Raw genomic sequence first — 18,693 nt, 5'->3', positions numbered from 1 at the left:
ATCATGTTTCGCACCGCCGTGAGTGTGGCGAAACCCGTCCTCTCAGCGGCCGTCTGCCACAGAGAGGCTCGGGATTGACCTCCGCCCGGTACCGCGAAACCCTCCGGGTAATCATGATTAAACACAGTTCAGTTTACAGACGCGGCTGTCAGGCCAGTTTCCCTACCGCCGCCGCAATTTCAGGTAATGCCGCACGTGCAAACAACTCTTCAAAATCAGGCAGACGACCAAGGATTTCACGGTTGCAGGCATCCTGATACATGATCCAGCCATAGGTGGCCAGGCTGTCCATGGAACGGATGTTGCGTTGCGTCAGTGCCGCTTTGTAATCGGACATGCGTTTTGAACCGATCAGGCTGGCTAATTCGCTGTCGCTGTAGTTCTCAATGGCTGCCCGCGCATGGCGCTGCAGTTTACTGACCAGCGAAAAGTCCTCTGTCATCAGTAAATTACGAACCGCTTTCTCGACCGCCGGATCCTCAACGTGGGTGCCTTTCGGTAACTTGCCGAGAGCCAGCTGCTGCGCGAAGCTCAATACGGTGTAGTTATTGAGCAATACAAACATCTCGACCGTATCTGTCGCGCCATAAGCCGGTACGGCACCGTCTGCAATGGTTTTGCCCTCACGCCACGCGGCTTTGAATTTTGCGACCTGATGCGCTGCCAGCGCGGTTGAGAGTTCTTCCAGCAAATCCTTACGGGATTTCGCCTTCAGGATTTCACCGCCATCCTGATACAGCAGCAGAGAGCGCGGCATTACATACACGAAGTGCTGACATTCGGTTTCCCAGTGCTCCAGCAGCCAGGCCGCACGTGGTGACTGCGTGGCGTCCAGATGCCAGTTCAGCATGGTCAGCACGGCCTGCTTATGAATCTGTGCCAGCTCATCGGCATCGGCAATGGAACCAAACAGAACGGAATCGCCCGCTGCATGGTTAGCCAGGGAGCCGTACGGATCGTACTGGTAAGCAAAGCCGCCGCTCATGCCGTTACCGAAGCCTTTACCAAAGGTGCCCAGGTTCAACACGGCACCGTTGGTCATGTATTCGCAACAGAAGTCACCGACGCCTTCCACTACCGCAGTGGCACCAGAGTTACGCACTGCGAAGCGGTCACCGGCCTGGCCCTGCACGAACAGGCGGCCGCCCGTTGCGCCAAACAGAGCAAAGTTACCGATCAGGACGTTGCCATCGCTGTCCTGTGCGCCGCCGCCCGGTGATAACACCACCAACTCGCCGCCGCACTGGCCTTTGCCCACCCCATCGTTGCAGGTGCCACGATGTTGCATCAGCATGCCGTCATTGCAGAAGGCACCGAAGGACTGACCGGCTGAGCCGGTGGTCGTAATATGCACCGTGGCCGGCGCCAGATAGCGACGACCGCGATCGTCCTGCAGCACAGAGGGCATCGCCTGCAGTTGCTCTGCTGTCAGGGTATGATTCAGCATGCGCTCGATATCGATCGCCAACTGACCGCCCACGCTTTTATTGCGGTTGTTCAGGACGACGTCGTGACCTAACTGCAGCGATGTCTTGCCCGCTGTCACCAGTTGCTGGTTGAGTTCTTCCACCCAGCCATCATCCAGCTCAAAATCTTTTTCCAGATAAACCGGCTTGTCGATTTTCAGCTCTGGCACCACGGTGAGCATGGCGCGCAGATCCAGCTTGCCGACTTCCAGCGGGTGATCCATCAAATGGAGCAGGTCAGCGCGCCCACGGGCTTCACGCAGCGAGCGCAGGCCCATACGCGCCAGGATTTCGCGGACTTCGTGTGCCACATTCAGGAAATACTGTGCGAGCTGACGCGGATCGCCATCAAAGGCTTCAGCGTTCGTGGTTAACCCTGCGGGGCATTTGACGTTACAGTTCTTTGCCATCACGCATTTCAGCATCATCAGCGCAGTCGTACCGAATTCAAAGCTGTCACCGCCCAGCAGCGCGGATTTCACCACGTCGCTGCCCGTCTGCTGTGCACCTGAACAGCGCAGCAGGACTTTGTCGCGCAGGCCGTTCGCACACAGCGCCTGATGGACTTCGGCAATGCCGATTTCCGCGACGCGACCGGTATATTTCAGACTGGTCACCGAGGCGGCGCCCGTACCGCCCGTGTTACCGGCGACGTTAATAACGTCAGCACCGGCTTTCGCTACGCCCACAGCAATGGTGCCAATCCCTTCAGAGGACACCAGCTTCACAATGACGCGAACACGCGCCGCTTTGCAGTCGTGAATCAGCTGGGCCAAATCTTCGATAGAGTAGGTGTCGTGGTGCGGTGGTGGCGAGACCAGCTCAACGCCCGGTGTGCCGCCACGTGCCGCCGCGATTTCGACGGTGACTTTCGCCGCAGGCAACTGGCCACCTTCACCAGGTTTTGCACCCTGACCAATTTTGATCTCCAGCTCTTCCAGCATCGGATCGGCCAGGTACGCCGCCCAGACGCCGAAACGACCTGACGCCAGCTGCTTGATACGGGACGCACGGATAGTGCCATGACGGGAATAGTGCTCGCCGCCTTCCCCGCAGTTGCTCATGCCGCCGACCATGTTGGTGCCATGTGCGACAGCTTCATGTGCCGGTGCCACCAGCGCGCCGTGACTCATCGCCCCGGAGGCGAAAGTGCGAGTGATTTCACAGGCAGGCTGAATTTCGCTTAACGGCAGTGAGGGCAGCGCAGTAAAAATGCGCGACAGATAGTCGGCAGCTTTACCTACGGCGGTGATTTTCAGGCCGCCTGCGACCACGTCCGCCGATTCGATTTCGTCACTGAAGCGGGCTTTCAGAGCCCGTGACAGATTCAGCAGACGTTCGCTTTCCGGCTTCAGCCCGGCGATGGCATCGGTCAGCCGCAGCATAAAGGTGTTCGGGCTGCCTTCGATGGCCTCGCATTCCAGGCCGCGAGTAGCAAATCCGTTGTTGGTCAGCGAATAACGGCCCAGTTTACGGCGGAATTCCGCTTCGCTGTCGATATGCGTCAGATCGGCCGGGAAGGCCAGAATGTCACGCAGCGCAGCAGGGCGGCGTTTACGCTCTTCATACATCAGGCTGGAGAACTGACGGTAATCGGCTGTGATGGCAAAGTTATTCATCACGTCATCAGGAATGCGCTCAAAGCTGCTGTCCTTGAACGTGTCAGGCTTGATGCCAAACGCATTATCCAGACGGGCCAGCGTCATCAGACGAATGAAATTGTCCTCTTCGCGCGCTTTGTCCGCAAAGCGAATCGGCTCTTCCGTCATATCAATAAAGGTACGCACGGCAATGGTGCCGTAGGAGTGGCCTGCGCCCTCTGCGCGCTCTTTAAACAGCCCCAGTAATGGCACTTCTGATTCGCCCTGAATTTTCAGCGCGCTTTGATGCCAGTCCACTGCCATTTGCGCGATGGTGGCAAAGCCCGCGCCACCAACAGGCGTTTTGATATTCGGGAAATACTTCTTCAGTACCGGATCGTCAGTGTTAAGGAAGTTAGGTTCAAAGAACTCACCGCTACTGTAGCTTTCAACGGTACACAGGCCTACTTTACCCATGGTCTTCATCAGGGCCTTTTCGGCGGCTTTGGCATAGCGTTTAAAGGCTTTATTGCCTTCTTCACCTTCACCGAATTTCTCTTCGGCACGCATCTGTACGCCGAGCGGATAGACAGCAGAGGCACCAAAGCCCAGCGTCGCGGCAATGTGATGCGACGAGATAATCTGCCCACTCTCCACCACCAGGGACACGTCAAGACGTAATCCTTCCTGGACCAGGCGCTGGTTCACCGCAGAAACCACCAACAGCATGGGCAGGGCGGCATGGGTGGACGAGATGTGGCGGTCGGTCAGGACGGCGATCCCGCCCTGGGAACGCGCGAAATCCACGACCTGCTGAGCCAGATCGTCAATCGCCTTCTCCAGCGCAGTGGCGTTGGCCGTACGGCTGAGCAGGTCTTTGCCGGTGACAGGTTCGTACAACATGTCAAAACGGGCATAAGGTGCGACGTTCTGTTCGCGCAGCTGTAGCATGTCCAGGTGCGTCAGAATAGGCGTCGGCACAATAATCTGACGGCCTTTACTGCGCCCCAGGTGCGGTTTGGCTCCCAGTGCCACGCGCAGCGTCATACCGTCTGCTTCACGGATGGAGTCCAGCGGTGGGTTAGTGACCTGTGCAAAACGCTGCGAAAAGTAGTGCGCCATGCCGCCTTCATGATCGGACAGACCATTGATCGCGTTGCCGTAACCCATAGCAGAGATTTTCTCGGCCCCGGTGTTCAGCATCGGGTCCATCATGAATTTGAAGCTTTCCTGGTTATAGTAGTAAGCCACAAAGCGCTGATAGGTTTTCAGATCGCCGCGATAGCGCAGAGGCGACCCTTGTTTCTCAGCAGGGATGACAGGCAACTCATTGAGATCGACGCGAGATTTGCCGAGCAGTGCAGCGTAATCTTTTTCCGCAGCCAGCTTTTCCAGCGCTTCATGCGTGGTATAGCTGCGTTTTTCGCGATGATCAAAATAGAGCATGCCGCCGGCTTCGATACGACCACGGCGCAGTACGCTTTCCGGGGGAAAGGCAATCTGGCCGGCTTCCGACATGGCACCAATATACTCGGCGGTTTCAACCGAACGCAGTGGACGAAGACCCAGACGGTCAAGACGTGCGCCAATCACTTCCCCATTACCAAAGATCAACGCCGCAGGGCCGTCGTTCTTCTCTTCATAGAGTGAGAAATATTCCAGCATGTCACGCACCGCCGGAGAGAGCGCGGTGTCATTTTCCCATGCAGGTGGCATCATCGACACTACGGCGGTGATTAAGTCGAGATCGTCTTCCATCAGGCGGCTGTGAATGCTCTGGTCAAGACGGGAACTGTCTGACTGACCTTTCGGGCGAACGATAGTTTTTCCACGCGCAGAGGCCAGCGCGGATTCAGCAATCCGGTTTTTACGATCGGTATTCAGCTCACCGTTATGGGCCATTAACCGGAAAGGTTGCGCCATAGTGGTGTGCGGATCGGTATTGGTTGAGAAGCGGGTATGGAAAAACAGCCCACGGACCTGATGATCGGGATCGGTCAGATCTTTGAAATAAGGAATGACCTCATTGGAATTCAGACGGGCTTTGAATACCTGGGTACGGGACGAAAGCGACAGCGGATACAAACCGCCAAACTCACTTTTCGTAAAGGCCTCTGCCTCAATCGCCAGCAGGGCGCGATAAATCCGTTTTTCAAAATCGTTCTGGTGGCTGACATCCTGAGGCGCAGCAAAAATCCATTGCACGATGGGCAACTGAAACTGGACAGCGGCTGGACGCGTCACGCTGTTATCCAGCGGCATTTCGCGTTTCATGATCACCGGCAGATTAAAATGACGCAGCGTCTCTTCTACCAGGCGCTCCGCATTGGCACGCAGTTCAGCATCTTTAGGAACGAAGAAGTTACCCACGCCAAAGCGACCGGCTTCCAGCGCCTGACCGGTAATTTTACGGAAAAAGTGCAGTGAAAGATCGACGTTGACACCCGCGCCATCACCCACGCCTTCAGCGGACATGCCACCACGGTGCGGAACCGTGCAGAGTGCACTGTGCGCCATACGCAGAATGTCGTGGGTCTGCTCGCCGTCCTTACGGGTAATGAAACCTACACCACAGCTGTCACTTCCTGCTGCTGGGTTATATAAGCCATAGGATTCAGGTTTTTTAGTGGACATTGAGGGTCTCCTTAAACTGCTTTTGACATTACCTGCATTGTTTCAGGCACTGAGCTTTGTTAAACACTCTTCCCAGCGCGCATTCTTTTATTCCCGCGCCTGACAGCCTGCGCGATTTCGTTTTACGCACTTTTCATCGGCAGGAGGATAAGTCCGTGGATGTGTAGCGCGTGGTGTTTCCGTTCTCGAAAGGAGATGACTCAAACCATGCGGGCGTCATGTTGCATAGATATGCCGTGACGCTTGCCCATCATGAAAGCTTTCAGCGGAATTCCAACTTATCGGGAAAGCGAATCAAGGTCAAATAGCGAGCCTGACACAGTTTAATCACGTCTTTATGTCGATAACCAAATGAATTTATTATGCTTTTGTGTCTAAATTGTGTCAGTTTTTCATTAAGCGACAGAGAGGGAAATGTGAACTCTATCACTGTGCCAGTGGCGTGAAATCGCTGAAGTATGCTGGCGACAGGGTACTAAACAGCATCAAATGCTGCTACAGGCAGTGGAAGCGCAGGATGTATCTGTTTTTCTTATAGCAGCAAATTTGAATCAATAAGGGGCATGTGATTAGTAAAATTAATCAGGTCGCGTTGCTTAAAACTTCGAATAATGTGAATGGCTATGCATGAAAAACAGGGCGTCGTGACAATAAAGCCTTGTCAGACGGAAAAGAAGAGGTTGGATACGCGCGCCTGTTTAGCAGACGGCCCTACAGATTCATTGAGTTAGCACAATTAGTCAAGGGTTTTAGCAATAATGGGGCAAACGTCGGCGAAGCAACGGCGTTTTGCACCATATAAGTGCATGACGGTCGCGATCTCGCCGTATGCACTAAGACGACGGTGACGTAAATACGCTATCATGTGGCTGTTCTCACCCAGGGAGTGTTTATGAAACAGATTCGCCTGCTGGCGCAATATTATGTTGATTTAATGGTCAAGCTTGGCCTGATCCGTTTTTCGCTGCTGCTGGCGTCTGCACTGGTCGTACTGGCCATGATTGTGCAGATGGCGGTGACCATGGTACTGCGTGGCCATGTCGAAAGTATTGATATGGTGCGATCGGTCTTTTTCGGTCTGTTGATCACGCCCTGGGCGGTTTATTTTCTTTCCGTGGTGGTCGATCAGCTGGAAGAGTCACGCCAGCGTCTTGCCAGGCTGGTGGATAAGCTGGAAGAAATGCGTACGCGCGATCTTGAGCTGAATCAGCAGATGAAAGAGACCATTTCCCGACTCAATCAGGAAATTGCCGATCGTAAAAAAGCGGAGCAGGCACGTGAGCAGGTCATGGCTAAGCTACGCGAAGAGGTGGCGCGGCGCGAGCAGGCGCAAATAGAGCTGGAACAACAGTCGTCTTTCCTGCGCTCTTTTCTGGATGCATCGCCAGATCTGGTCTTTTATCGCAATATCGACAAGCAGTTCTCAGGCTGTAACCGCGCCATGGAGCTGCTGACCGGTAAAAGTGAAAAACAGCTTATCGGGCTCACGCCACATGATATTTATGACAATGACACGGCGACTAAAGTGTTGGAAACCGATGAAAAAGTCTTTCGTCATAACGTCTCGCTCACCTATGAGCAGTGGCTGCAGTATCCCGATGGGCGGAAAGCCTGCTTTGAAATTCGTAAAGTGCCCTATTACGACCGGGTCGGTAAGCGCAGCGGCCTGATGGGCTTTGGCCGCGATATAACCGAACGTAAACGCTATCAGGACGCGCTGGAGAACGCGAGCCGGGAAAAGACCACCTTTATCTCTACGATCAGCCACGAGCTTCGTACGCCGCTTAACGGCATTGTCGGTCTGAGCCGCATTTTGCTGGATACCGATCTGAATCAGGAGCAGCTCAAGTACCTGAAAACCATCCATGTCTCTGCCATCACCCTGGGCAATATCTTTAACGACGTCATCGAAGTGGACAAAATCGAGCGACGCAAGGTACAGCTGGACAACCAGCCGCTGGATTTCACCAGTTTCCTGGCCGATCTGGAGAATCTCTCTGGCTTGCTGGCGCAGCCAAAAGGCCTGAAGTTTGTCATGGCCCCGCAGTTACCGCTGCCTCATAAAATCTCAACGGATGGTACACGACTACGGCAGATCCTGTGGAACCTGATCGGCAATGCCGTGAAGTTTACTCAGCAGGGTGAAATCATCGTGCGTATCGCCTATGAACAGGATGAAACGCTGCGCTTTGAGGTACAGGATTCCGGGCAGGGCATTCGCGAGGAAGAGCAGGACAAAATTTTTGCCATGTATTATCAGGTTACCGATCAGCATGGCGGCAAACCGGCAACCGGAACCGGTATCGGCCTGGCGGTCTCCCGCCGTCTGGCGCAGGCGATGGGCGGGGATATCAGCGTCAGTAGTGCACCGGGCCAGGGCTCCTGTTTTACCGTGGTGATTAAAGCGCCGCGTATTGCCGAGGAAGTAGAAGATGAAGGCGTTGACGATACGCTGCCGCTTCCGGCCCTGCACGTGCTGTTGGTGGAAGACATTGAGCTGAACGTCATTGTGGCACGCTCGGTTCTGGAAAAACTGGGATGCAGCGTTGACGTTGCCATGACGGGGCAAGCAGCGCTTGAGATGTTTGACCCGCTGGAGTTCGATTTGGTGCTACTGGATATTCAGTTACCGGATATGACCGGCATGGACGTGTCGCGTGCCATTCGTCAACGGTATCCTGATGCGCATTTGCCGCCGCTGGTTGCCTTAACCGCCAACGTATTGAAAGATAAAAAAGAGTATTTTGATGCGGGCATGGACGATGTGCTCAGTAAACCGCTTGCCGTACCTGCGTTAACGGCCATCATCAAAAAGTTTTGGGATGACCAACCCGGAAACGATGATCAGGCCGTTATGACGCCGGGCAGTCGTCAGTCCGATACCTTGCTGGACATTCCAATGCTTGAACAGTATCTGGAGCTGGTGGGACCCGGTCTGATTACGCAAAGCCTGACCATCTTCGAACAGATGATGCCGGGCTACCTCGATGTACTGGACTCCAACCTGATGGCACGCGACGAAAAAGGCATTGCTGAAGAGGGCCATAAAATCAAAGGTGCCGCAGGGTCCGTTGGCTTACAGCATCTGCAACAGATCGCGAAACAAATTCAAAGCCCAGAATTACCGGCCTGGTGGGATAACGTGGGCGAATGGGTGGAAGAGCTGAAGCGTGAATGGCGGCACGATGTGCAGATATTGCGCGAGTGGGTGGCTGAGAAACAGCGGTGATCCAAAAAAAATGACCCCAGCCGAGGCCGGGGTGCGCTAATACTGCGCCAACACCAGGGAAAAAGTCGCTGCTGCTATGCTTAGTGTTTTTCAAGGCAACAACGGGTATTGGTTAACACATGCAACACCTTATCAAATTCGAATTAGCTTGTGACAAGATTCATTAAAATTTGTGATGCTGAACAGCGTTTAAATACAGGAAACATTAATTTGCCAACATAGTCAAGAAAGGAATCAATTTTACCGTTACATTGGTTGTTTTTTGAACAAAAGTTCTATTTTTTGTACGGGTTTAACCCAAATTTGTTAACAAAGCCTGTGTTAAGCCTCTTAACACAAATGATTCGTCACTGATGCGAACTAAATTGGCTATAAGCTTATGATAATAAAGAATAATGAAAGGATCGGGTCAGGAAGGTCCAAAACGTTTCGGAAAACGTCATCCGCCCTGGCGCTTAAAAGGTTTTACCAATAGAAAAGTTTGTAATGTTTGGGGAAATGTATTAATAAAAAAACATGTATTGCGGTGAAGAAATGCCATAAGTACGTTAATGCCTGCCGCATTGCTGCAACCTGTGTTCAGGCGCGCCCGAAATAAAATATAAGTTTTATGAAACATTGATGGCTGCAATTATCACGAATTAGTCTCATCGCCCTGCAAGGAATGGTGTGAGACTTCGTAAATGGAACCGATTCCTTTTTAAGGGAACTTATTGAACTCATTCATACTATTGTTGCATCGCAGATGCATTTTCTTTGCCATATCATAAAGGTGACAGGCCCGGACGGCGAATTTTTCAGGAACGCTTTTTATCATCAGGGGTGATTACACCTGAAATTAATTAAAAAACGACATAATGATGAGACGATTGTATGAGTAAGCATAAAGGGAAGCTTTGGCAGGGTGTAAAGCGCATTGTGCTGCGCATTCTGCTGATTTGGGCAGGGCTGTGGCTGGCAGGTATTTTACTTTTTTCCTTTCTCCCGGTGCCTTTCTCTGCCGTGATGGCTGAACGCCAGATCGGTGCCTGGCTGCGTGGCGATTTCAGCTATGTCTCACATTCGGATTGGGTAGGGACACAGGCGATGTCGCCCTGGATAAGGCTGGCCGTTATCGCGTCGGAAGATCAAAACTTTCCTCACCACTGGGGCTTTGATGTGGCAGCCATTCAGTCTGTACTGGACAGCGGTGATAACCGGATGCGCGGTGCGTCAACGCTGTCACAGCAAACGGCTAAAAATCTGTTTTTGTGGGATGGACGTAGCTGGATGCGTAAAGGACTGGAAGCGGGTCTGACGGTCGGCCTGGAAACCGTTTGGACTAAACGCCGTATCTTAACGGTTTATCTGAATATCGCGGAGTTTGGTAAAGGGACCTTTGGTGTTGAGGCAGCGTCCCGGCGTTTTTTCAACAAGCCTGCCAGTCGCTTAACCATGTCAGAAGCGGCGTTACTGGCGGCCGTTTTACCTAACCCGCTGCGCTTTCGTGCCGACGCGCCGTCAGGCTATGTGCGCCAGCGCCAGCAATGGATACTCCGACAGATGCGCCAACTGGGAGGAGAGGGCTTCCTGCAGCGCAATCATCTGGACTGACGTTACTCTTCGTCGAAACCGGCTTCGAAGAGTTCAATGACGGCGGCCAGCGCGTCAGTTTCCTGGGGGCCGCTGGCTTCGATCTCAATATGGCCGCCCTTGGCGGAATCCAGCATCAGCAACGCGATAACGCTGCTGGCTTCGGCTTCTGTGCCGGCCTCGTTGCGTAACAGCACTTCGGCATCGAAACTTTGCACCAGTTCAAACAGCTTCATGGCGGGGCGTGCATGCATGCCCAGCTTGTTTCTGATTTCCACGGTTTGCTTAACGGTCATGATTTACGTTTTTCCAGTGTGCGATGACGGGACTGTACATTTTTACCCCGGGAGCGGAAATAATCAGCGAGCTGTTCTGCAATATACACCGAGCGGTGTTTGCCACCGGTGCAACCAATCGCCACGGTGAGATAGCTGCGGTTGTTCGTTTCCAGCATGGGCAGCCAGAGTTCCAGATAACTGCGTGTCTGATAAATGAAGTTATGGACTTCGGTATGACGATCCAGAAAAGCCGCGACGGGACGATCCAGCCCCGTCATCGGGCGCAGTTTGGGATCCCAGTGTGGATTGGGCAGGAAACGCACGTCAAAGACGTAGTCCGCATCAATGGGAATACCATGTTTGAAGCCAAACGACTCAAACACCATAGTCAGCTCCCGCTCGCGTTTACCCAGTAAGCGGGTACGCAACATCTCAGCCAGTTCATGCACCGACATCTCTGACGTATCAATGATCAAATCGGCACGCGAGCGCAGCGGCTCGAGCAGGTCACTCTCTTCATCAATCGCGCTTTCCAGCGACAGATTTTTGCTGGACAGGGGATGGAGGCGACGCGTATCACTGTAACGGCGGATCAGCGTATTGCGGTCGGCATCAAGAAACAGCAACTGGGGCGAGAATCCGGAAGGCAAATTATTGAGCGCGGTTTCAAAAATTTCAGGCGACTCAGGCATGTTACGCACATCGATACTCACCGCCGCTGAGATATTGCGCTCAACCAGTGATTCTGCCAGCTGAGGCAACAACACGACCGGCAGGTTATCCACGCAGTAAAAACCCATGTCTTCCAGCGCGCGCAGCGCCACTGATTTTCCTGAGCCTGACCGACCGCTGACGATCATCAGCACCATGACCTTCTCTCCCGTTTTAAAGCCGGCTCACGCCGGTAAATCACGCGCTTTATTGCTCTGTTTGTTCTTCGGTAATGATGGCATACAGCTCTTCATCGCTCTGCGCAGCACGCAGACGGCGGCAAACCGTTTTATCCGCCAGCCGTTTGGCGACTAACGACAGTGTATGTAAGTGAGTTTTACACTGGTCCGCGGGCACGAGGAGCGCAAAAAGGAGATCGACAGGCTGATTATCCACGGCATCAAATGCGATGGGTTGCTCAAGGCTGATAAAGACGCCGACGGCACGTAACGTATCCTCCTCCAGCTTGCCATGCGGGATGGCAATACCGTTGCCAATACCGGTACTTCCCATGCGCTCGCGGGTCAGTATCGCTTCAAACAGCGTTTGATGCGGCAGGTTGAGCTGCTTAGCGGCCAGTTCACTGATAATTTCCAGCGCCCGTTTTTTGCTTTGGCAGTGTACGCTGCTGCGGGTGCAGTCTGGCGAAAGCACTGTGCTCAGTTCCAGTGTTAAATCATTGTTCATTTTCGTTTCACTTGCGAGTTCACTTAGCCAGTAAACCGGTACGCGGTAATCACGTAGCGGAATCATGGCGCTGGCACAGATGACAAAACGGGGCGGTTAATCCGCCCCATCCTTTCAGCTCTGCGCGCCCGGCGCGCCTGCCAGCGTGAAGGTTAGTGTTTTTTTAACTTGTCTTTATATTTGGTCAGTTGACGGGCCAGCTTGTCAATCAGCCCGTCAATTGCCGCATACATATCTTCCGCTTCCGATGTGGCGTGCAGCTCGCCCCCGTTAACGTGCAATGTGGCATCAGCAACCTGTGTCACCTTCTCAACGTTCAGGACAACATATACCTGGTTGATATGATCAAAGTAGTGTTCCAGTTTGGCAAATTTCGCCGTGACGAATTCACGCAGTGGCTCGGTGATTTCAACATTTTGCCCGGTAAGGTTCAGCTGCATAGGTCTTCCTTCTCTCTGTTAAACCAACTGCTTACGTTGGTTTGAAGGCGGTATGGACAAAGACTCTCGATATTTTGCAACGGTACGACGTGCCACTATAATCCCTTGATCAGATAACATGGAGGTCAGTTTACTGTCACTCAAGGGCTTAGCGGGATTTTCCGCCGAGATTAATTTTTTTACCAGTGCCCGTATCGCAGTAGATGAGGCTTCGCCTCCTCCTTCAGTATTAACATGACTGGAGAAAAAATACTTCAGTTCAAAAATGCCACGCGGGCTGTGAAGATATTTTTGCGTGGTGACGCGGGAAATCGTGGATTCATGCATATCCACCGCCTGGGCAATATCGGCCAGCACCATCGGACGCATAAACTCTTCGCCCTGCTCAAAAAAGGCCTGTTGCTGTTCAACAATGCAGCGTGAGACTTTTAACAGCGTCTCATTGCGACTTTCCAGACTTTTGATCAGCCAGCGCGCCTCCTGCAAATTACTGCGGATAAACTGACTGTCACTGTCATTACGCGCAGCACCGCCCATGGCGGCATAGTGCTGGTTGATTTTAAGCCGCGGCAGACTGTCGGTATTGAGTTCTACCGTCCAGCGCGTCGCAACTTTACGAACCAGCACATCAGGAATAACGTATTCAGGCTCGCCAGTATTGATCGACTGGCCCGGACGTGGATCGAGCGACTGAATCAGCAGCATTGCCTCTTTCAGTACGTCTTCCTTTAAACGCGTGACGCGCATCAGGCTGCGGAAATCATGGTTAGCCAGCAGATCAAGATGATGGCTGACGATCAGGCGGGCTTCAGAGAGCGTTGGCGTTTCAGGCGCATACTGCGACAACTGTACCAGCAGACAATCACGCAAATCACGTGCACCTACGCCGATCGGATCAAAATGTTGAATGCGCTTTAAAACGGCCTCAACTTCGTCCATTTCCAGCTCATCGTCGCCGATACTGTCGAGAATGTCTTCAAGCGAAACGGTAAGATAACCCGTATCGTCAATGGCATCGACGATAGACGTCGCGATCGCCCGATCGGTATCGCTAAACGGCGTCAGCTCAACCTGCCACATCAGATAATCTTGCAGCGACTGGGTGGTTTCGCCCTGGTAGATGGGCAGTTCATCATCCTGATAGTCCGTACCGGTTCCTGATGGCGTTCCCGCGGTATAGATTTCATCCCAGGTCGCATCGAGCGGCAGCTCTTCGGGCATATCCTTTTGTTCCAGCGCTTCACGCGTATCAAGTCCCGCTTCGCCTTCCTGATACTCTTTTGCGTCTATTTCTTCATGCTGTTCAGTCTGTTCAAGCAGGGGATTACTTTCCAGGGCCAGCTGTAGCTCTTGCTGAAGTTCAAGCGTAGAAAGCTGCAACAGACGTATCGCCTGTTGCAGTTGTGGGGTCATCGCCAGTTGCTGGCTGAGCCGGAGTTGTAAACCTTGCTTCATAGACAGGATGAATATTCCCGGGTAACCATCAGTATTAACGACACCTTATCAGAGTCTGAACTCTTCACCCAAATAAACACGTTTAACCTGCTCATCTGCAAGGACTTCATTCGGCGTACCGTGAGCAATCAGGTTGCCCTGGCTGACAATATAGGCCCGTTCACAGACCGCCAGCGTTTCACGCACGTTGTGGTCAGTGATTAACACGCCAAGCCCACTGTCGCGCAGATGTTCAATAATCTTTTTGATATCAATAACGGAAATCGGGTCAACACCGGCAAAAGGCTCATCCAGCAGAATGAATTTGGGATTTGCGGCCAGCGCACGGGCAATTTCCACACGGCGACGTTCACCGCCCGACAGTGACTGTCCCATATTGTCGCGCAGATGTGCAATATGGAACTCATCCATGAGCTCATTCGCCCGATCCTGTCGCTGTTCTTCGGTTAAATCATCACGAATTTGCAGCACGGCCATCAGGTTGTCGTAAACGCTCAGACGCCGGAAGATTGACGCTTCCTGGGGCAGGTAGCCGATACCGCGGCGCGCACGCGCGTGGAGCGGCAGAATACTGATGTCTTCATCGTCGATGACAATGCGGCCCGCATCGCGCGGAACAATCCCGACCACCATATAGAAGGTGGTGGTTTTACCGGCACCGTTTGGGCCGAGCAGGCCGACGATTTCACCGGATTTTACCTGCAGACTGACGTCTTCAACCACGCGACGGCCTTTGTACGCCTTCGCCAGGTTCTCTGCGATTAATGTGGCCATAGTGATCAGTTACTCTTTTTTTCGCTATTGGTTGACGCGGGCTTGTCCTGTAACTGCGACGGCACCAGAACTGTGGTCACGCGCTTGCTCTGGCCCTGGCTGTAAGCCTGCATTTTTTGCTCTTTGACCAGGTAAGTAATGCGGTCGCCTTTAATATTGCTGTCCAACTGCTCAATGTACGCATTGCCCGTCAGCTCAACAAAGTCATTAGCAAGCTCGTAATGCAGTTTGGACGCGTGTCCCTGTACCGGTTTACCGTTGTCCTGCATCTGATAGAAGGTCGCCGGATTGCCGTAAGCATCAACGATAGTTTTTTTGCTGTCGCCGCCCGGACGGGTCACCACGACTTTATCTGCCGTAATCTTGATCGACCCTTGAGTTACGACCACATTACCGGTAAAGGTCGCGACGTTGCCTTGCAGATCCAGCGACTGATTTTCAGAGTCGATATTAACGGGTTTGTCCGAGTCACCGGTCAGCGCCAGCGCCGGCAGGCTGGCTGCAAGCAGCAGGCTGGCCAGTAAAAACTTAATGCTGTTTTTGTTCATTTTGAATTTCATAAGAGGTTTTGACCTTTTCGAGTAACTCGGCTTGCTTTGTCCGTAAATTTCCACGCATTTTCATGCCGGTAGAGTTAAAACTGCGGCCATATAACGTCACCTGATCGTCCGAGGCGACGTCCTGAGTGACAAGATTGACCTGAGCGTTATCCGTTTTGATGCGCTCCAGTTCAGAATCTGGCGCCAGCGCATTCAGCTCAACATGACCATATAAATACAGCATACGATCTTTAGTGAGCTTTGCTTTATCTGAACGTACCGTCCAGGTCGGCATTTTATTCTCGTCGTAGGTTGTCATGACCGGATTATCAAACCAGCTGGTTCCCGTATTTTCGAAATACGTAACTTTGTCCGAGATCAGCTTATAAGCCAGGCCACCCTGAGGGTTGTAAACTACGGTATGCGAATTGGCACTGGTGTAGGTTGGCGTTTGATCATTATTCATTACCGGTGCGCCATCGTCGCTGTCCCGGTTAGTGAAATTCCAGCCAATGAGCACCAGCGCAATCAAGGCCAGCCCCAACGTTATCCAACGCCTGCTTTTACTCATACTGATTGCCCTTTGGCATCCTCAAATTTATTTTGCGCCATCAAAATGAGATCGCACAGTTCACGCACTGCGCCGCGCCCACCAGCGATACGTGTGACGTAACGCGCTCGCGCTAACAGCAGCGGGTGCGCGTCGGCCACCGCTACGCTGAGCCCTACTTTTGCCATAACTGGCCAGTCGATCAGATCGTCACCAATATAAGCCACCTGCTCGTCAGAGAGCGACAGTGTATCCAGAAGTTCGCGATAGGCCAAAAGCTTATCTGATTGCCCCTGATAAAGATGGCGAATCCCCAGCGTTTTGCAGCGGTCTTCCAGTAACCGGGCCGTGCGGCCGGTAATAATAGCCACTTCAATGTCCGAGGTCAGCAGGCAACGAATGCCGTAACCATCGCGCACATTAAAGGTTTTCAGTTCTTCTCCACTGTTACCCATGTAGATCAGGCCATCAGACATCACGCCGTCCACATCGCAAATCAGCAGGCGAATGTGCCCGGCACGGGCCATAATGTCGGCACTGACCGGGCCGTAACATGTTTCTATAGCGGCAATCTCAGACTGCATTGTGTCTTCCTGTTTACACTACGCCTGCGCGCAGCATGTCATGCATATGTACCACACCCAGCAGATGGTCGTCATCGGCTACCAGCAGGGAGGTAATGTTTTTGGTTTGCATTAAATTCAGTGCATCGACGGCCAGCACGTTCGGACGTACGCGGATGCCGCCACGCGTCATGACTTCTGCAATGGTCGCTTTTTGAAAATCGATGCCCATGTCAAAGATGCGGCGCAGGTCACCATCGGTAAAAACGCCTTCAATCTTCATCAAATCGTCAACAATCACGGTCAGGCCCAGATTTTTACGGGTTATCTCCAGCAACGCATCCCGCAATGATGCATCCCGCGTGACGTGCGGTAACTCATCACCGCTGTGCATGATGTCGCTCACGTGCAGCAGCAGTTTACGGCCCAGCGCACCGCCCGGATGCGACAGCGCGAAATCTTCAGGCGTGAAGCCGCGTGCCTCCAGCAGGGAGACCGCCAGTGCATCGCCCATCACCAGGGCTGCGGTGGTACTGGTCGTGGGGGCCAGTCCCATCGGACAGGCTTCCTGCGGCACCTTGACGCAAAGATGAATATCGGCCGCCCGGGCCATGGCGCTTTCAGGTCGACTGGTCAGGCAGATCAGTTTAATCTGCTGGCGTTTCACCACCGGAATCAGCGCCAGAATCTCGCTGGATTCACCGCTATTCGAAATGGCAAGCACCACGTCGTCTTTACCCACCATTCCCAGGTCGCCGTGGCTGGCTTCCGCTGGATGCACAAAGAAAGCCGGCGTGCCGGTGCTGGCAAAGGTCGCCGCCATTTTTTTACCAATATGACCTGACTTGCCCATGCCCATAACCACCACTTTGCCCTTACAGGCATAAATCATGGCGCAGGCGTCGGAAAAGGCCTCGTTGATATACTGGTCAAGCTGCTCAAGGCCTTCGCGCTCAATGCGCAGAACCGTTTTACCGGCTCGCTGAAAATCAAACTCTACCGTTGGTTGCTGATGTGACATGGCAAATCTGTCCTTTTTAGCCGCCCATAAACGCTGGCTGTAGCCACAGCAACGTTACCCAGACGAAGAAACCACAGAGTAAAAGCGTCCCCGCCGTACGGCCAATGCGGCGGTGACGCAACAGACAAAGCATGGCGAACAGTACGCTTACGCCAAGCATTATCCAGTAATCGCGTGCAAAAGCGTGATAATCGACGCTGCCGGGGTGAATCAGTGCCGGCAGGCCCAACACGATAGCGAGGTTATAAATATTGGCCCCAATCAGGTTGCCAATCGCAATATCATCTTCGCCTTTCAACGCACCGGCGATGACCGTGGCCAGCTCCGGCAGACTGGTGCCGACGGCGATAAGCGTCAGCCCCATAACCAGTTCACTCACGCCAAAGTAGTCGGCAAAGACCGTCGCATTATCAATCACCATGTGTGTCGACATGGGCAGGATAATCAGGGCGACAGCCAGCCAGAGAAAGGCCACGGTGTTACCCGTCTCTTCGCGTGGCAGCTCAGCCAGTTGTTCACGCGTCAGCGTATCGTTATTGTCATTTTCTGCTTTACGCGCGATGCGAATAGTCACAATCAGATAAATCGCGGCGATGGCAATCAGGGCGATACCGTCCAGTCGACTAAGATAGTTATCAAATAGCGTAATACCGCTCAGTAATGAGACCAGCACCATCAGCGGCAGTTCACGGCGAATTAAGTTGGAATGGATGCTGAGCGGATGCAACAGCGCCGCGCCGCCGAGAATCAAAAGTATATTGGTGATGTTCGAACCAAGCGCGGTGCCCACCGCCAGATCCATTTGGCCATACTGCGCAGCGGAGAAGGAAAGGATGATCTCCGGAAGCGAGGTACCGATACTGACGACGGTCATGCCGATGATTAACGGCGGGATCCCGAACGATCGGCAAAGTATTGCAGCACTAAACACCAGACGATCGGCACCATAAGCCAGTAAAAGCAGTCCGATAATCAGCAGTGCGGTTGCGACGAACATGAAAAATCCTTGCTTAAAACCCCTGTTGGCTTGCCTTCAGGTTCGATGTGACAAAACAGGCGCTGATTTTGACCGTCCGAGCGACAAAAGTAAATTTTATGACCGTTTTCGCCAAATCTTTGCATTAAGTTTCTGTAAAGCTATCGTGCGTTTAACCTTAACAGGCTACCATCGTACCCTATGTTTACGCCCGATCC

Annotated in this window: 14 protein-coding genes; 2 read left to right on the top strand and 12 right to left on the bottom strand. The window is 53.0% G+C overall.

Annotated elements, in window-relative coordinates; all coding sequences use genetic code 11:
• Window positions 1–148: 148 nt before the first annotated feature.
• Entirely contained in the window at window positions 149–5,680 is a 5,532-nt protein-coding gene (locus C7433_RS08395) for a glutamate synthase-related protein (protein ID WP_039338902.1), read from the bottom strand.
• 892 nt (window positions 5,681–6,572) lie between these two features.
• Here C7433_RS08395 and arcB point away from each other — a divergent pair.
• Both arcB and mtgA read left to right on the top strand, forming a co-directional pair.
• Complete coding sequence (arcB, locus tag C7433_RS08390; protein WP_039338901.1) at window positions 6,573–8,909, top strand: aerobic respiration two-component sensor histidine kinase ArcB; 2,337 nt, start codon at window positions 6,573–6,575, stop codon at window positions 8,907–8,909.
• Between the two features lie 873 nt (window positions 8,910–9,782).
• Window positions 9,783–10,502, top strand: coding sequence for a monofunctional biosynthetic peptidoglycan transglycosylase (mtgA, locus tag C7433_RS08385; protein WP_058707934.1), 720 nt, complete (start codon window positions 9,783–9,785; stop codon window positions 10,500–10,502).
• A 2-nt stretch (window positions 10,503–10,504) separates the two neighbouring features.
• Here mtgA and npr read toward each other — a convergent pair whose 3' ends face one another.
• The 11 genes from npr to C7433_RS08330 all read right to left on the bottom strand — a co-directional run bounded on the left by npr (window position 10,505) and on the right by C7433_RS08330 (window position 18,496).
• Entirely contained in the window at window positions 10,505–10,777 is a 273-nt protein-coding gene (npr, locus tag C7433_RS08380; RefSeq protein WP_006121730.1) for a PTS phosphocarrier protein NPr, read from the bottom strand.
• Window positions 10,774–11,628 (bottom strand): RNase adapter RapZ, encoded by an 855-nt coding sequence (gene rapZ, locus C7433_RS08375; RefSeq protein ID WP_006121731.1) that lies wholly within the window; start codon window positions 11,626–11,628, stop codon window positions 10,774–10,776. The genes npr and rapZ overlap by 4 nt, the downstream gene beginning before the upstream one ends.
• Window positions 11,629–11,677: 49 nt before the next feature.
• Window positions 11,678–12,157: a PTS IIA-like nitrogen regulatory protein PtsN gene (gene ptsN / locus C7433_RS08370; protein WP_033739256.1), complete on the bottom strand. Its 480-nt coding sequence runs from the start codon at window positions 12,155–12,157 to the stop codon at window positions 11,678–11,680.
• Between the two features lie 152 nt (window positions 12,158–12,309).
• The gene (gene hpf / locus C7433_RS08365; RefSeq protein ID WP_006121733.1) at window positions 12,310–12,597 is read right to left on the bottom strand and encodes a ribosome hibernation promoting factor; all 288 of its coding nucleotides are present in this window, start codon (window positions 12,595–12,597) and stop codon (window positions 12,310–12,312) included.
• 18 nt (window positions 12,598–12,615) lie between these two features.
• Window positions 12,616–14,052, bottom strand: coding sequence for an RNA polymerase factor sigma-54 (rpoN, locus tag C7433_RS08360; RefSeq protein WP_033739167.1), 1,437 nt, complete (start codon window positions 14,050–14,052; stop codon window positions 12,616–12,618).
• 48 nt (window positions 14,053–14,100) lie between these two features.
• Window positions 14,101–14,826 (bottom strand): LPS export ABC transporter ATP-binding protein, encoded by a 726-nt coding sequence (gene lptB / locus C7433_RS08355; protein ID WP_006121735.1) that lies wholly within the window; start codon window positions 14,824–14,826, stop codon window positions 14,101–14,103.
• Between the two features lie 5 nt (window positions 14,827–14,831).
• A complete protein-coding gene (gene lptA, locus C7433_RS08350; RefSeq protein ID WP_033739170.1) occupies window positions 14,832–15,386 on the bottom strand; it encodes a lipopolysaccharide ABC transporter substrate-binding protein LptA in 555 nt (184 codons plus the stop codon).
• Entirely contained in the window at window positions 15,355–15,936 is a 582-nt protein-coding gene (gene lptC / locus C7433_RS08345; RefSeq protein ID WP_006121737.1) for an LPS export ABC transporter periplasmic protein LptC, read from the bottom strand. The genes lptA and lptC overlap by 32 nt, the downstream gene beginning before the upstream one ends.
• A complete protein-coding gene (kdsC, locus tag C7433_RS08340) occupies window positions 15,933–16,499 on the bottom strand; it encodes a 3-deoxy-manno-octulosonate-8-phosphatase KdsC (protein WP_039338895.1) in 567 nt (188 codons plus the stop codon). The genes lptC and kdsC overlap by 4 nt, the downstream gene beginning before the upstream one ends.
• A gap of 13 nt (window positions 16,500–16,512) precedes the next feature.
• Window positions 16,513–17,499 carry an arabinose-5-phosphate isomerase KdsD gene (gene kdsD / locus C7433_RS08335; RefSeq protein WP_006121739.1) on the bottom strand — a complete coding sequence of 329 codons (987 nt, stop codon included), beginning with the start codon at window positions 17,497–17,499 and terminating at the stop codon, window positions 16,513–16,515.
• A 16-nt stretch (window positions 17,500–17,515) separates the two neighbouring features.
• Window positions 17,516–18,496 carry a calcium/sodium antiporter gene (locus C7433_RS08330; protein WP_006121740.1) on the bottom strand — a complete coding sequence of 327 codons (981 nt, stop codon included), beginning with the start codon at window positions 18,494–18,496 and terminating at the stop codon, window positions 17,516–17,518.
• Window positions 18,497–18,693: the final 197 nt, after the last annotated feature.

The sequence above is a fragment of the Pantoea sp. PNA 03-3 genome, from assembly GCF_003201175.1.
GTDB classification, from domain to species: domain Bacteria; phylum Pseudomonadota; class Gammaproteobacteria; order Enterobacterales; family Enterobacteriaceae; genus Pantoea; species Pantoea stewartii.
The sequence above is the reverse complement of the archived record's forward strand: the minus strand, read 5'-3'. Positions and strand labels throughout refer to the sequence as shown.